General features: G+C 35.2%; 10 protein-coding genes and 2 tRNA genes. 7 read left to right on the forward strand and 5 right to left on the reverse strand.

All coding sequences use genetic code 11. The features are described from left to right. Positions 1–104 precede the first annotated feature (104 nt). The 3 genes from A8L32_RS18305 to A8L32_RS18315 all read right to left on the reverse strand — a co-directional run bounded on the left by A8L32_RS18305 (position 105) and on the right by A8L32_RS18315 (position 1,680). Positions 105–179: transfer RNA gene (locus tag A8L32_RS18305), tRNA-Val, on the reverse strand. A gap of 31 nt (positions 180–210) precedes the next feature. Continuing rightward, a tRNA-Val gene (locus tag A8L32_RS18310) sits at positions 211–285 on the reverse strand. Between the two features lie 105 nt (positions 286–390). After that, positions 391–1,680, reverse strand: coding sequence for a bifunctional folylpolyglutamate synthase/dihydrofolate synthase (locus tag A8L32_RS18315; RefSeq protein ID WP_075591143.1), 1,290 nt, complete (start codon positions 1,678–1,680; stop codon positions 391–393). Between the two features lie 102 nt (positions 1,681–1,782). On the opposite strand from A8L32_RS18315, the gene A8L32_RS18320 reads away from it, so the two are divergent. The 5 genes from A8L32_RS18320 (at position 1,783) to A8L32_RS18340 (ending at position 7,330) form a co-directional block, all read left to right on the forward strand. Then, positions 1,783–3,105, forward strand: a complete 1,323-nt coding sequence (locus tag A8L32_RS18320) for a PhoH family protein (protein ID WP_075591144.1) — start codon at positions 1,783–1,785, stop codon at positions 3,103–3,105. Positions 3,106–3,278: 173 nt separating this feature from the next. After that, on the forward strand, positions 3,279–4,598 hold the full coding sequence (mtaB, locus tag A8L32_RS18325) for a tRNA (N(6)-L-threonylcarbamoyladenosine(37)-C(2))-methylthiotransferase MtaB (protein WP_075591145.1): 1,320 nt from the start codon (positions 3,279–3,281) through the stop codon (positions 4,596–4,598). Between the two features lie 31 nt (positions 4,599–4,629). Beyond that, the gene (locus A8L32_RS18330; protein WP_075591146.1) at positions 4,630–5,421 is read left to right on the forward strand and encodes an inositol monophosphatase family protein; all 792 of its coding nucleotides are present in this window, start codon (positions 4,630–4,632) and stop codon (positions 5,419–5,421) included. A 5-nt stretch (positions 5,422–5,426) separates the two neighbouring features. Then, positions 5,427–6,305 carry a lysophospholipid acyltransferase family protein gene (locus A8L32_RS18335; RefSeq protein WP_075591147.1) on the forward strand — a complete coding sequence of 293 codons (879 nt, stop codon included), beginning with the start codon at positions 5,427–5,429 and terminating at the stop codon, positions 6,303–6,305. Beyond that, entirely contained in the window at positions 6,302–7,330 is a 1,029-nt protein-coding gene (locus A8L32_RS18340) for a glycosyltransferase family 2 protein (RefSeq protein WP_075591148.1), read from the forward strand. The genes A8L32_RS18335 and A8L32_RS18340 overlap by 4 nt, the downstream gene beginning before the upstream one ends. On the opposite strand, the gene A8L32_RS18345 is transcribed toward A8L32_RS18340, so the two are convergent. Together A8L32_RS18345 and A8L32_RS18350 are read right to left on the reverse strand one after the other, a co-directional pair. After that, positions 7,327–8,625, reverse strand: coding sequence for a UDP-N-acetylmuramoyl-tripeptide--D-alanyl-D-alanine ligase (locus A8L32_RS18345; protein WP_075591149.1), 1,299 nt, complete (start codon positions 8,623–8,625; stop codon positions 7,327–7,329). The genes A8L32_RS18340 and A8L32_RS18345 overlap by 4 nt on opposite strands. A gap of 65 nt (positions 8,626–8,690) precedes the next feature. Then, complete coding sequence (locus A8L32_RS18350; protein WP_075591150.1) at positions 8,691–10,187, reverse strand: SUMF1/EgtB/PvdO family nonheme iron enzyme; 1,497 nt, start codon at positions 10,185–10,187, stop codon at positions 8,691–8,693. 392 nt (positions 10,188–10,579) lie between these two features. Here A8L32_RS18350 and porU point away from each other — a divergent pair, with 392 nt between their 5' ends. Beyond that, positions 10,580–14,425 carry a type IX secretion system sortase PorU gene (gene porU / locus A8L32_RS18355; RefSeq protein WP_075591151.1) on the forward strand — a complete coding sequence of 1,282 codons (3,846 nt, stop codon included), beginning with the start codon at positions 10,580–10,582 and terminating at the stop codon, positions 14,423–14,425. Between the two features lie 58 nt (positions 14,426–14,483). Then, positions 14,484–15,584 (forward strand): type IX secretion system outer membrane channel protein PorV, encoded by a 1,101-nt coding sequence (porV, locus tag A8L32_RS18360; protein ID WP_075591152.1) that lies wholly within the window; start codon positions 14,484–14,486, stop codon positions 15,582–15,584. Positions 15,585–15,593 lie beyond the last annotated feature (9 nt).

Genomic DNA, 15,593 nt, shown 5'->3' on the forward strand with positions numbered 1-15,593 from the left:
AGCTTTTTTTGTTAGATACAACTTCCGAAAGTGATCCCGTATTAGGATAGAGAGGAGAATAGCATATAACAAAAAAGGTCTACAGAAAATCTGTAGACCTTTAGTGGGCGATGAGGGAGTCGAACCCCCGACCCCTTGGGTGTAAACCAAGTGCTCTGAACCAACTGAGCTAATCGCCCGAAATGCTTTCGAACTTTTCAATAAAGTGAGTGGGCGATGAGGGAGTCGAACCCCCGACCCCTTGGGTGTAAACCAAGTGCTCTGAACCAACTGAGCTAATCGCCCTTTTTAAAACATTGACCAAATTACCTTTGTAATCCGTTGCCCCTGTTTTCAAAAGCGATGCAAATATAGGAGTCTTTTTTATATCTGCAAAACTTTTTATTAAAATCACACTACCTCAGCTACCACAAAAGTACTTCCTCCAATGAATATCAAATCATTAGACGCTGCATTTTTTTTTGCTTTTTTTACGGCATCATTAACCGAAGTACAAACCAGCGCCTGCAAACCTACTTTTTGGGCCTCCCTATTTAGTTCCTCTGCATCTAATCCTCGCGGAATATTAGGTTTTGCAAAATAATAATTGGCATTAGCCGGTAATAATTGCAACACTTTTGTAATATCCTTATCATTCACCATTCCCCAAACAATATGCAAGTTTTTATGCGCTGTTTGTTTTATTTGCTCTACCAACTGCGAAACGCCTTCAACATTATGGCCTGTATCGCAAATTATTGCAGGATTAGCCCCCAACACTTGCCATCTTCCCATTAACCCAGTATTTCTAATCACATTTTTAAGTCCTGCATAAATATGATTCTCCCCTATTAAGAATCCTTTAGAACCAATAACATCAATAGTTTGCAATACGGTTTTTATATTTTTTTGTTGATACACACCTAGTAAGTCTAACTTTAAATCGGCGTATATCAATTTATCTTTTTTATAAACTTGTAAAACCTGAGTAGCATCTACACCATTCATGGCCACAGGAATATCCCATTCTTGGTCAGTATAATAAATTGGAGCAGAATTACGAGAAGCTACCTCGTTAAAAATAGGTTTCGTTATTTCATTCGACTCCCCAATAACAACAGGTGTATCAGGTTTAATTACACCAGCCTTTTCTATTGCTATTAACTCTAAAGTATCACCCAATAAAGCAGTATGATCCAGGCCTATATTTGTAATTACCGAAACTTCAGGTCTTATAACATTTGTAGAATCCAGACGTCCGCCTAAGCCCACTTCAATAACAGCAACATCAACTTCTTGCTTGGCAAAATACTGAAAAGCCATGGCTACAGTCATCTCAAAAAAGCTAGGTTGTACTTCCTTTATGATGCCTTGATGCTCATTCACAAAATCAACTACCTCATCCTCCGAAATACAATCTCCATTTATTTTAATTCGCTCTCTAAAATCTTTTAAATGAGGAGAAGTATATAAACCTACTTTATACCCCGCCTCCATTAAAACCGAAGTTAAGCAATGCGAAACCGACCCTTTACCGTTAGTTCCTGCTACATGTATCGTCTTAAATTTTTTATGTGGATTATTAAAATAATCATCTAACCGATGGGTGTTATCCAGATTTGCTTTATATGCCACTTTGCCCGCACGCTGGTACATTGGCAATTGCGAAAACAGAAAATCTAAAACTTCACTATACTGCATTATTTTTTGTTTTTATTCATAATATTTAACTCCTCAACACCGTATTTTCCACGAAATTTTAAATATATTTAGAATATGTTCAACCACTAAAAACCTCTGCATATGGCTAAGAAGAAAAAAGTATTTATCCTAGATACAAATGTGGTGTTACACGATCACAAATGTATATACAACTTCGAAAATAACGACGTTATACTACCTATTGTTGTTCTTGAAGAACTCGACAAATTTAAGAAAGGTAATGATCAGATTCACTATCAGGCTAGAGAATTCGTTCGCGATTTAAATAAAATTTCTGGCGAAAAGCTATTCAATGAAGGTGTTCCTCTTGGTCCTAAACAGGGAAAACTGTTTGTGGCAACAGGTAAGCCTTTTACAAAGGAGATGCAAGACTCCTTCTTTGAAAAATCTGCAGATCATCGAATTCTAGCGATTGCACTCTACGTGAAAGAAGAGTTCAATACTAGAGTTGTTACACTCATTACCAAGGACATTAACCTTCGAATGAAAGCCAAATCGCTTGGTTTAAACAGCGAAGATTATACTACCGACAAGGTAAAAGATATCGATGTATTAGATAAAGGTGTTCAAATTCATGAAGACTTTGATCCAAAAGCTATTGAAGAATTATACCAATCGGATGGTATTCCTGAGGAAGAATTTCCAATTCAGGATTTACCTGCCAACCAGTATTTTGTTTTAAGGAATACCAACAAAAGTGTACTGGCCTATTTTGACCCTTTCAACAAACTTATAAAAAGGGTAGAAAAATCAGGTTCTTTTGGCATTGAGCCAAGAAATGCAGAGCAGACATTTTCGTTAAATGCATTAATGAACCAGAATATAAAACTTGTTTCACTTACAGGAAAAGCTGGTACTGGAAAAACATTATTAGCATTAGCCGCGGCGCTACAGCAAAATAAAAGCTTTAAGCAGATTCTGTTGGCTCGTCCTATTGTGCCTTTGGCTAATCGTGATTTAGGTTTTCTACCGGGCGATGTAAACGATAAGATTGGCCCATACATGCAACCACTCTTTGACAACTTGAGTGTAATAAAGCACAGTCATGGAAATAAAAGTCGAGAAAATATCATCATTGAAGAAATGCAACGAGATGAACAACTCGTCATTACTCCTTTAGCGTATATTAGAGGACGAAGCTTATCCGATGTATACTTCATTGTAGATGAGGCTCAAAACCTAACCCCACACGAAGTTAAAACAATTATCACCAGAGCTGGTGCTGGAACAAAAATCATCTTCACTGGTGATATCGAGCAAATTGATTCTCCGTACTTGGATAAAACATCCAATGGCTTAGCATACTTAACGGAGAAAATGAAAGGGCAAGATATCTTTGCACATGTTAACCTAATTAAAGGAGAACGCAGTTATCTAGCCGAATTAGCCAGCGATTTATTATAATAACATTCACTTTAAATATCCTAAGAGTCAGAATTATTTTCTGGCTCTTTTTTATACCCCCATTTCCTTCTTCATAATTTGTTACTTTTCATTATCTTTGTGCGCTTTTTCTGATTCAAAATCAGAAACATGATTACCCAGATGTGTTTTTATAAAAAGGAGAAAGAATTAAAATGATTGATAAGTCGTTATTTTTAGAGAAGAAGGTTGCGTTTCACACTTTGGGGTGTAAGTTAAATTTTAGCGAAACCTCAACAATAGCCAGAGCGCTAACTGAAGAAGGTTTTATTAAAGTAAAATACGATGAATTTGCCGATGTATATCTTATTAACACGTGTTCGGTAACTGAAATTGCAGATAAAAAGTGTCGTCAGGCAATAAAAAAGGCCATCAGACAAAACCCCAATGCTTTTGTTGTGGTAACCGGATGCTTTGCTCAGCTAAAACCCTTAACCATTGCAGAAATGGAAGGTGTTGACCTTGTATTGGGTTCCAACGAAAAGTTTAAGATGGCAGATTACCTGGGCGATTTACAGAAAAAAGCATCAGGAGAGGTACATGCAGGCAAAATCATGACCAATAAAGAGTTCTTTCCGTCATACTCTATGGGCGACAGAACGCGTACTTTTTTAAAAGTACAAGATGGCTGTGACTATTTCTGTTCGTATTGTACTATACCGTTGGCCAGAGGTAAAAGCAGAAATGCAGATATTAAAACAACCATAGAGCTGGCTAAAAAAGCTGCCTCAGAAGGTGCTCAAGAAATTATCTTAACAGGTGTAAATATTGGCGACTTTGGGAAAAGCACCAATGAAACTTTTTTTCAATTAGTTCAGGAATTAGATAAAGTTGAGGAGATAAAACGATTTAGAATTTCGAGTATAGAGCCTAACCTTCTTTCGGATGAAATTATAGAATACGTAGCACGTTCTAGCAAATTTATGCCACATTTTCATATTCCTTTGCAATCCGGTTCAAACAAGGTTTTGGCATTAATGAAACGTAAGTACAATCGCGAATTGTTTGCTCATCGAGTTGATAAAATTAAATCATTGATTCCTCATGCATTTATTGGAGTGGATGTAATAGTTGGTGTAAGAGGTGAAACAAGCGCTCATTTTAATGAAGCACTAGAGTTTATTCACGGATTAGATATCTCTCAACTACATGTATTTACTTATTCAGAAAGGCCAAATACTAAAGCGTTGACTATAGAACATGTTGTTCCTATCCCCGAAAGGAAACTTAGAAGCCAAATTCTCCATCAAGTTTCAGATAAAAAGACACGCCATTTTTACAATCAGTTTGTTGGACAAACAGCTAGTGTACTATTAGAAGGAAGTGAGAACGAAGGAATGATGAATGGTTTTTCAGAAAACTACCTAAAAGTGAAGGTTCCATTTGATGCTTCATTAAAAAATACGATACAAAAGGTTAAACTAAAATCCTTTATTTCTGATGAGATGGTATTTGATGTGGAATTAATGGATTGATTTCTTAGATTTGCGTGTAAATAAACTAGCCATGGATTTAGCCACTTTATGCCATTCTGTAACAGAATTGGCAAAGAAAACAGGACAATACATCAGAGAAGAAGCAGCCAAAGCCAAACGCATTGAAGTGAAAGGCAAAAATGACTTTGTAACTCATATCGACAAAGGATCTGAAGAACGAATTGTGGCTAAACTATCTGAATTACTGCCAGAAGCAGGCTTTATTGCTGAAGAAGGGACTTCTGATAAAGTTGGAGAACGTTACAACTGGATTATAGATCCCATTGACGGCACAACCAATTTTATTCACGGTCTAGCTCCACATGCCATTAGCATTGCTTTGGAAGATAAAAATGAAATTGTTTTAGGCGTAGTTTTCGAACTTGGGTTGGATGAATGCTTCTACTCTTGGAAGGGAGCTGATGCCTTCTTAAATGGAAATAAAATTGAGGTTTCTAAAGCTCCATCAGTAGCTGATAGTTTATTAGCTACAGGATTTCCATATTCCGATTACAGTAAGATGAGTGGCTTTATGAAGTCTCTGGATTACTTTATGAAGAATTCTCACGGACTAAGAAGACTTGGTTCTGCTGCTACAGACTTGGCATACGTGGCTTGTGGTAGGTTTGAAGGTTTTTACGAGTATGGCTTAAAACCTTATGACGTTGCTGCCGGCGCTTTTTTGGTAAAACAAGCTGGCGGCGATAACTGCGATTTTAAAGGAGGGGATGATTTTATTTATGGCGAAGAAATTATTTCAAGCAACGCATTTATTCACCAAGAATTAAAAGGAATCATCAAACAAATAATGACAGAGGAGTAATATAAATGGGCGTAAAAATTGGCATCTTTTTTATTAAACTAATTGGGTATTTACCATTCTGGTTTCTATTCATTCTATCTGATGGTTTTTACTATTTAATAAAGCTTTCTGGCTACCGTAAAAAGGTAGTTCTGGAAAACCTGAGGAATTCTTTTCCAGAAAAATCAGAACAGGAATTAAAACAAATTTCTAACAAGTTTTTCAGACACTTGGCCGATATGTTTTTCGAGACATTTAAAATATATAGAATGTCAGAAGAGGAGCTCCACAAAAGAATACGATTTAAAAACACTGAACTAATAGACAGATATTACAACGAAGGTAAAGATGTAATTGCCATGTTAGGTCATTATGGCAACTGGGAATGGATGCCCTCAATGAATCTATCTATTAAATCACAAGGATGTCAAGTTTATCAACCCCTTAGAAGTAAGGAGTACGATAAGTACATGTTAGAAATAAGGTCTAAATGGGGTACACTTAATTTTACCATGAAAGCTTCATATAGATCAATGCATAAATTGAGGATGGAAAACAAACGCTTCCTAATTGGTATGATATCGGATCAATCACCTCGAAAAAACAAAATACAGCACTATGTTAATTTTCTAAATCAAGACACCCCAGTGCATACTGGTGCAGAAAAAATGGCAGTAAAAACCAATAGCCCCGTTGTATTTTTCAGATTAGAAAAAGTTAAGCGCGGATATTACGACATCACAATTGAATCTCTTTTTGAAAATCCTACCGAAACTAAAGATTTTGAAATTACTAACACTTTCAATAGACACCTCGAAGATTTAATCAAAGAAAGACCTGAATTATGGCTTTGGTCGCACAAAAGATGGAAGCATAAACGAAACGAAGCACCTAAACAAGCATGACCAAAGTAGCTGTAGTAATATTAAACTGGAACGGAGAAAAACTTATTAAAGAATTTCTTCCAGAAGTTATCAAATATTCAAATGTCGACGGAGTTGAAATAATAGTTGCTGATAATGCATCTACGGATTCATCGATTGATATTTTAAACAATGAATACCCTGAAATAAAAATTATTTCACTGGACAAAAACTATGGCTTTACAGGTGGATATAATCGAGCCCTAAATCAAGTAAAGGCAGAATACTTTATTCTACTCAATTCAGACATAGCGCCTGCAAAAGACTGGTTACCTCCATTAATTAAAGAAATGGATGAGAATACCCAAACGGGCATTTGTGTTCCTAAAATAAAAAGCTACCGACAACCAACAGAGTTTGAATATGCAGGGGCCGCGGGTGGCTATATTGACAAATATGGATTCCCTTTTTGCAAGGGCCGCATCTTTAATCAAATAGAGGAAGATAAAGGACAATACAACGAGTCCTCTTCTATATTTTGGGCTAGTGGAGCAGCTCTAATGATACGTAGTAAACTTTATTTTGAAACAGGAGGACTGGATGAGGATTTCTTTGCTCACATGGAAGAAATTGATTTGTGCTGGCGTCTAAAAAATAGAGGTTGGGATATCAAATATATACCCAATAGCGAAGTATACCATTTAGGAGGAGCTACACTTGATTATGCAAACCCTAAAAAAGTGTATCTAAATTTTCGCAATAACTTGTTTCTATTGACTAAAAATATAGCTAAAAACAAACTATTTATTAAGCTTATCCAACGGATGCTTCTAGATGGGATTGCGGCAATAAAGTTCTTAGCTTCAAACGAAATTAACAACTTCCTATCTGTATTAAAAGCGCATTTTAGCTTCTATTCTTTGTTTAGAACAATGTATAAGAAGCGATTACTAAACCTCAAATACACAAAAATTAATAAACACCCCGAAATATACTCCCGCTCAATAGTTGTACAATTTTTCATTAAAAAAAGAAGACAGTATAGTCAACTAGAAGATATCTTTTAAAGCACTTCTTTTAGACCTTCAAGCTTATTACTTCTTGACCCCTTCACAAGGATAAACGAATCAAGCAAAGCATTATCCTGTAAGTATGCTTTTAGTAAATCTACAGAATTAAACCACTTAAAATTATCGTCTGCTCGTATAATAGTCGTGTATTGATCACCTACCAGAAATACTTTAGCTTCACCATTCTTCCTAACACTATCTAATAGTATTGAGTGCTCCTTTTCACTATCATCTCCCAGCTCTTTCATTTCACCAAGTATCATCACTTTATTATCTTCTTCTAGCGAAAGAAAATTCCCTACCGCTAAACCCATACTAGTAGGATTAGCATTATATGCATCAAACAACACCTTATTATGCTCTGTAGTGATTAATTGAGATCTGTTATTATTGGGTACATACTCTTCAATTGCTTTAACAATTTCATCTACTCTAACACCCAGATACTTTCCAATAGATATTGCCGCCAGGGCATTTTCTAAGTTATAGCCTCCTATTAAATGCGATTTAACATGAACCGTTTTTCCATCAACAAAACAATTAAAAGCCAAATTAGGGCTTGATTCAACAGAAACAAAACGCACTTCACAAGTATCATCCGCACCATAATAGAATAAATCCGCACCCTCTCCTAACATTCCTTGTAAATGATTATTCTCCTTATTAACAAATAAAAGGCCAGCTTTAGATTCAATGAATTTATATAGCTCACTTTTCGTCTTCTTAACTCCTTCAAAAGAACCAAACCCTTCTAAATGCGCCTTACCAACATTCGTAATTAATCCCATTGTAGGCTCAGCTATTTCGCACAAAAAAGCAATCTCTCCTTGGTGATTTGCCCCCATTTCTATGACAGCAACTTCGCAACTATCCTTAATGGAAAGCAAAGTCAATGGAACACCTATATGGTTATTAAAATTACCCTCAGTAGCCAATACCTCAAACTTCCGATCCAGAACTGATTTGATCAATTCTTTAGTTGTTGTCTTACCATTAGTTCCTGTTACTCCAATAACAGGGATATCCAAGGTATTCCTATGGTAATTAGCTAAGTCTTGTAAAGTCCTTAGCACATCACTCACAAAAAAATATTGCTCTCCATCCACTACAGACACATCATCCACAACTACAGCTAGAGCTCCTGCCTCAATGGCCTTTGTCGCAAATAAATTACCATTAAAACTTGCCCCTTTTAATGCAAAAAACAAACATCCTTTAGTAATAGAACGGGTATCAGTACAAACACCTGTGGAGTTTTTATAAACCTTATATAATTCTTGAATTGAAGTCATAGTACAAAAATAAAAAAAGGCTAGTTTTTACAAACTAGCCTTTACATATAATAAGATAAATATTTCTATTTTTTCTTTCCTGCTGCAACTGGACTTCCTACTCGAGTCATAGCACATCTAAATCCAAGATCATCACGAGCCTCACGTTCATCAAGATATCTTCTACTACCTGGGCTTAACCAATATGCTCTATCTCTCCAAGAACCACCTTTATAAACTCTGGTTCTATCAGAAACTAAAGACCCCATTTTACCAGTGTGAGCACCATACATATCCGTAGTCTCTTGCTCATTATCGTGCCACTGATCACCAACTGTAATGTTTGACTGAGCATCACCATCTTGGAAGTTTCTATTATCAGCTGTGCGATAATTCTTTCTATCCATGATATCTTTATCAGTTTCTAAACGATATCGAATACGACCTAAACTATCTTTCTCAACAAGATAACCTTCTTCGTCCAACACTTTAGTTTTAAACTCATTTCCTCTAAAAGGACTAAACTCATCAACTTCATCAAACGAAAGAGGACGGTAAACATCAGCTACCCACTCATTAACATTACCTGCCATACAATATAATCCATAATCATTTGGATAATACGAATGAACATCAACAGTAATATCTCCACCATCGTTTAAGTTTCCGGCCATACCCATATAATCACCTCGGCTTCTAACAAAGTTAGCCATCATTTTTCCACGCTCTGTTTTATCAGCATTTCTTGTAATATGACCATCCCAAGGGTAAATACGTCTATTTGTCATTCTCTCTTCCTGAGAATTTCCAATTAATCCTAATGCCGCATATTCCCATTCCGCTTCAGTTGGCAGGCGGTATCTAGGTAGCAGGTATCCATCTTCCCAACGAACACGTCTACTATCCTTATTCGGATCTAAGTCTTCAATAGGTTTTTTTCCTGCAATACCATCATACTGACCATATAAATATGATTCCGTATTAAAGTTATTTTCACCTTGTTGATTTACATCCATTTCAAGGACACCCATATCAACAAGAATTTTCTCATTTACTCTATCCGTTCTCCACTTACAAAAATCATTTGCTTGTAACCAATTAACTCCAACTACAGGATATTTACTATAAGCTGTATGACGAAAATAATTTTTGGTCATTGGTTCATTATAAGCTAAAGCTCTACGCCAAACTAAAGTATCAGGCAAAGCTTTTCTATAAACTTCTGGATATTCTACAAAAACGCGATTGATCCAATATAAGTACTCACGGTAGTCAACATTTTTAACTTCTGTTTCATCCATATAAAATGAAGGAACAGTTACTCTTCTTGGCACATTATTCCAATCGTAAAGTACATCTTGCTCAACCCTACCCATAATAAAAGTACCACCTTCTACAAATCTAAGGCCTGGACCAAGTTCTTGTTCATAACCATCGTAATATTCAAAACCTCCATTCTCAGGAGCATTGTACTCCCAACCTGTAGAAGAGGAAACATTACCGGAACTTCCTTTACTACATGAAGTCATTGCTAAAACCCCTAGCGCTAGCACAATGTGGAAAAGTCTAAATTTAAGCCTCATAGCGAAATATAATCTTTAAGTTATTCTTTATCTTTAATTTAAGTTTAATGTCTGTAAAAACATCTGTAGCCTTATACTGCAAAAATAGAAAAAGGTTATAATCTTGAAATTATTCTTCCTCTTTTTTTACTTCCTAATTAAATACAGCGTATAAAAATAGGAATAATTTAATACACTTTCATCCTTTTTAAGAAACATATCCTTAATAAAATACGTTATTTCTTTAACTAACAAGTGTAATAATTCAAAGTTACAAACGTTATATCAATTGAAATCTTGTGTAAATAAGCTCTTTTTTGTTTTTTATTTACATTTGTGGCGTAAAATTTGAACTATATAGGAGTTATAACTATACGGCTAACCGTATCAGCAGTAAAGAAATATTGAATTATATGTGTATAAAAAAGATTGGTTTGTGGGGATTCTTTTGTATTATTAGTATAACTATTCATGGTCAAGTAAATACTAGCTATACTAAGAAAGTTAAATGGGAAGAAGCTATTTCTTTACAGGATGGAGACAGGGACGTAACTCTGTTACAATTCTCTAATATGGGAGATTTAAATTCTGAAACCAACATCCCTTATATTTCAGAGTCCATTCCTATTTTAACTGAAAATCCCCAAAGTGTCCATATTTCTATTTCTGACGAAAAATATATCTGGCCTACTCCTCTTGAGCATACAAGCTTTGCCTCGCAGATTAACAATAAAGAATTAAAATATACATATTCCATTTCACAAAGTGGACAGCAATATTATTTAGATATTGATATATACCCTGTAATAAAACCAGAAAGTGCACAAAGCTTTCAAAAACTTTCTTCCTACACCATCAACCTTTCCTACCAAGAAAATAAAGCCCCCTCATTAAAAAGTTATAGTGCAAACAGCAACTATACCAATAAGTCAGTATTAAGTGAAGGCTCTTGGGTAAAAGTAAGCGTGCAAAAATCAGGCATTCATAAAATTAGCTATTCTACCCTTAAAGAGTGGGGAATTTCAAACCCTCAGAATGTGGGTATTTATGGAAATGGTGGAAAAATGCTACCTGCATTAAACAGCGACTTTAGACATGATGATTTAGTTGAAAATTCGGTTTGGCATAACAATAATACTATTTTCTTTTATGCAGAAGGCCCGGTAACCTGGACTTATAACGAAGAATCAGAGATGTTTATTCACGAAAAGAACAACTTTAGCAATTACTCCTATTATTTTATTACTCAAAAAGAAGATAACTCAAAAGATATACTAAGTAGTACTTTACAAACGGACTTATACGAAGAGGAAATTGACTACTTTACAGACTTTGCGTACTACGAAGAAGACAACTTCAATATAATAAAATCAGGTAATGTATGGTTTGGAGAAAAGTTTGACTACTATACCAATACCAGTTCTAGCTATAACTATAAATTCCCGAATACTGTTTTTGGATCAAAGTCTAAAGTATATGCTAAAGTTGCTGCAAGATCAAATACAACCACTGAATTTGAGATCTATGCAAATGAGATGTCTGTTGATAAAACAGATGTTTATAATATTAATACATCTAGCCACACTAGCTATTTTGCTAGAGAAGCTAACCTGGGAGGTTCGTTTGACAATATTACTGATGATATTTCATTGAGATTGGATTTCAATCTTAAAAACTCTCAATCTTCATCCATTGGTTATTTGGATTACATCTGCTTAAATGTGGACAGAGAATTAACTTTTGTAAAAAATGAACTTGTTTTTAGAAACCATAACTTTGTAAAAAGTAATAACACTGTTAAATATAAAGTTAAAGGTGCTGATAATTTAATAATTTGGGACGTTACTAACTCTTTAAGCCCTCTTAATCTTGATGTTGAAAACGAAGCTGGTGTAGTTTTCTTTAATTACAAAGCGGATGAACTGAAGGAATTTGTTGCGTTCGACCCCAATGCTTCTTTTGCGTCTCCTGAGTTTGTTAAAAATCTTGAGAATCAGAATTTGCATGGTTCAGATTTTGCCAACTACATCATTGTTACTCATCCTGAGTTTAAAGGTGAAGCAGAAAGGTTAGGTACTATTCATCAGGGCTATAATGGAATGTCCTATAAAGTAGTTACAACAGAACAAATATATAACGAGTTTTCATCGGGTAAACCAGATGTTACTGCCATCCGTGATTTTGTTAGAATGCTGTACAAAAAAGCAGAAGGTATCGATAGCAAGAAACCACATAACTTATTGCTGTTTGGAGATGGTTCTTATGATAATCGTCAAGGCATTGCCGAAAACACCAATAAAGTCCTAACCTATCAATCAGATAACTCTATACACCAAACTAATTCATTTGTTTCCGATGACTATTTTGGACTATTAGATGATACTGAAGGAGCCAATATAAAATCTGAAAAAGTAGATATTGGAATCGGAAGATTTCCCGTAAACACGTTGGAAGAAGCCAAAAATGCGGTGGACAGAACTTACAACTACTATTATAATCAATCTGATGATAGTTGGAAAAGCGAATTGACTTTTATTGGCGATGATGGCGATAATAATATTCATATGAATGATGCCAACAGCTTAACGTTAAAGTTGGAATCAACCCATCCTGAATACAATATATCAAAAGTATATTTCGATGCTTTTGAAAAAGTAACCACCACATCGGGGCATATAATACCAGGTGTAGAAGATGAAATTGATAAAGCTATTAGTAATGGTACTTTAGTATTTAACTATACAGGACATGGCGGGCCATCTGTTTTAGCACACGAAAAAGTGATTACTATCCCTAAAATTCAAGGTTGGAATAATTTTGACAAACTGCCCTTGTTTGTTACAGCTACTTGTGAGTTTAGTCGCTTTGACGACAAAGGGCATACCTCCGCTGGAGAATTGACTTTCCTTAACCCTTTGGGTGGAGCGATTGCTCTTTTTACAACTACGCGCATTGTATATTCAAGTTTAAATAAATCTTTAAATCATAGCTTTTACAATTTTGCCTTCGAACGGGATGAACAGGGTGAACCTTATACCTTAGGGCAAATTATGAGACATACAAAAAATGGACTTTCAGCTAGTGTAAATAAATTAAACTTTACGTTACTTGGAGATCCTGCCATACGATTAATTTATCCTAAATCGAAAATAGGCACATCCAAAATTAATGATGAAAATGTATATATTACTATTGATGATGCAATTGTAACAGCTCCAATAGATAGTTTAAAAGCCTTAAGTAAAATTAAAGTTTCAGGTGTTGTAACCAATGGAGTTAATGAATCCATAAATGACTTTAATGGTGAGATTTTTATTTCTGTATTCGATAAACAAAGTCAAATAACAACCCGAGGCAATGGGGGTGCAAGTCCTTACTCATTTGAAACCTTTGACAAGGTAATCTTTAGAGGTTCCGCCGACGTATCTAATGGTGAATTTGATTCTGAGTTTGTCATACCTAAGGACATCCGTTATAATTACGATAAAGGAAAAGTAAGTTACTATGCATATTCCAACAATAATAAAGGGGAAGCTTTTGGTGCTTTTTCTGATGTAGTAATTGGAGGTATTGATGAAAATGCTAAAAACGACGAAATTGGACCCAATATCTTACTTTGGCTAAACAACCAATCTTTTAAAAGTGGTGCCAAAGTAGGTTCTCGACCTGTTTTATTATCCGAAATATCAGACGAATCAGGAATTAACACAACAGGTAATGGAATAGGGCACGATATAACATGCATTATTGATGAACAAAGTGCTTCTCCTATAATCCTGAATGATGCTTTTAAGTCTTCGATGAATGATTATACAACAGGAACTATTCAATACCAGCTAACCGACCTAGAAGAAGGAAATCACACATTAACACTTAAAGCTTGGGATGCATATAATAACTCCTCCAGCAGCACAATTAATTTTACGGTAACTAAAGAGGGAAATATTACAACATCAAATACGTCGGTATATCCTAATCCAGTAGTTCAAAATCAAAGTTCATTTGTATCGTTTGAACACGATGAGCCCAATGTGAGGTTAGATATACAATTATTGATATTTAATATGTCCGGTCAACTGTTATCTACCACCAATACGTCGGTAATATCATTAAACAATACAATACCTCCTATTGAGTTCATGACTGAAACAGATAATGGAACACCACTTACGCCTGGAACATATATTTATAAAGCTGTTATTAATTCTCAAACCGGAAGAAAAGGTGCTGTTTCTGGAAAAATTTTAGTTACGCTATAATAAATTTAAATAATTTGAGTTTACATTTGTAGTCTTATTAAAATAATGAATATTTCTTATGCGAAACTTTTTTTTTAGAACCTTAGTAATCCTATCCTTCCTAATTATTACAACGGTTAATATAAGTGCACAAATTGATAAGGATGAAGTTGTACCAACAGCTGCTCCTTTTTTAACTATCTCGCCAGAATCAAGAGGTAGTGCTATGGGTGACGCTGGTGTAGCCACTGCTCCAGATATTAATTCTCAGCATTGGAACTCTTCTAAATATGCTTTCCTTGACCAAGACATGGGCGTATCTTTATCTTACACACCTTGGTTAAGAGATTTAGTGGATGATATTAACTTGTACTACCTTACTTTTTTCAAGCGTATTGATAAACGTCAAACATTTAGTGCTTCACTTAGGTACTTTTCTTTAGGTACAATTTATTTTCAAGAAAGTGAAGGAGCTGTTGCTTATACAGGAAAACCTAACGAATTTGCCCTTGACGCAGCGTATTCTCTTAAATTATCCGATGTAATTTCGGGTTCGGTTGCCCTTAGATATATTCGTTCAGATATTAATAATGGTAGTGGTACAGATGCGGTACCAGGAAATGCTTATGCTGCCGATATCAATTTCTTTTACATGGAAAACGTAAAATGGGGAGGACGCAAAGGTGATGTTTCTGCTGGATTAAATATTTCTAATCTTGGATCTAAGATATCTTATGACGGAGGCTCTTCTCAGGAGTTTTTACCTGCTAACTTAAGGTTAGGAGGTGCATACTCAACGGCTATTGATAGATACAATAAAGTAGGTTTTACCTTAGATATTAATCGCCCAATGGTAGCTAAAAATGCAGATGGTGAAGACAATAGTGATTTATCTTCAATCTCTTCTTTCTTTAGTTCTTTTGGAGATTTTAAATTTACCGATTTAAGATTTTCTGTGGGTGGTGAATACTGGTATAACGAGCAGTTTGCAGTTAGAGCAGGTTATTATCACGAAGATGAGATTGTAGGAAATAGAAAGTTTGCTACCGCTGGTGCAGGACTTAAATTTAACATGTTTACCATTGATGCTTCTTACTTAATTTCTGTAGCTCAAAATAACCCATTGGCAAATACCATTAGATTCACACTTGGATTTGATTTAGATCAGGTAGGTCGTTAAAAAAACAAA

This window comes from Labilibacter marinus (genome assembly GCF_001659685.2).
GTDB classification, from domain to species: domain Bacteria; phylum Bacteroidota; class Bacteroidia; order Bacteroidales; family Marinilabiliaceae; genus Saccharicrinis; species Saccharicrinis marinus.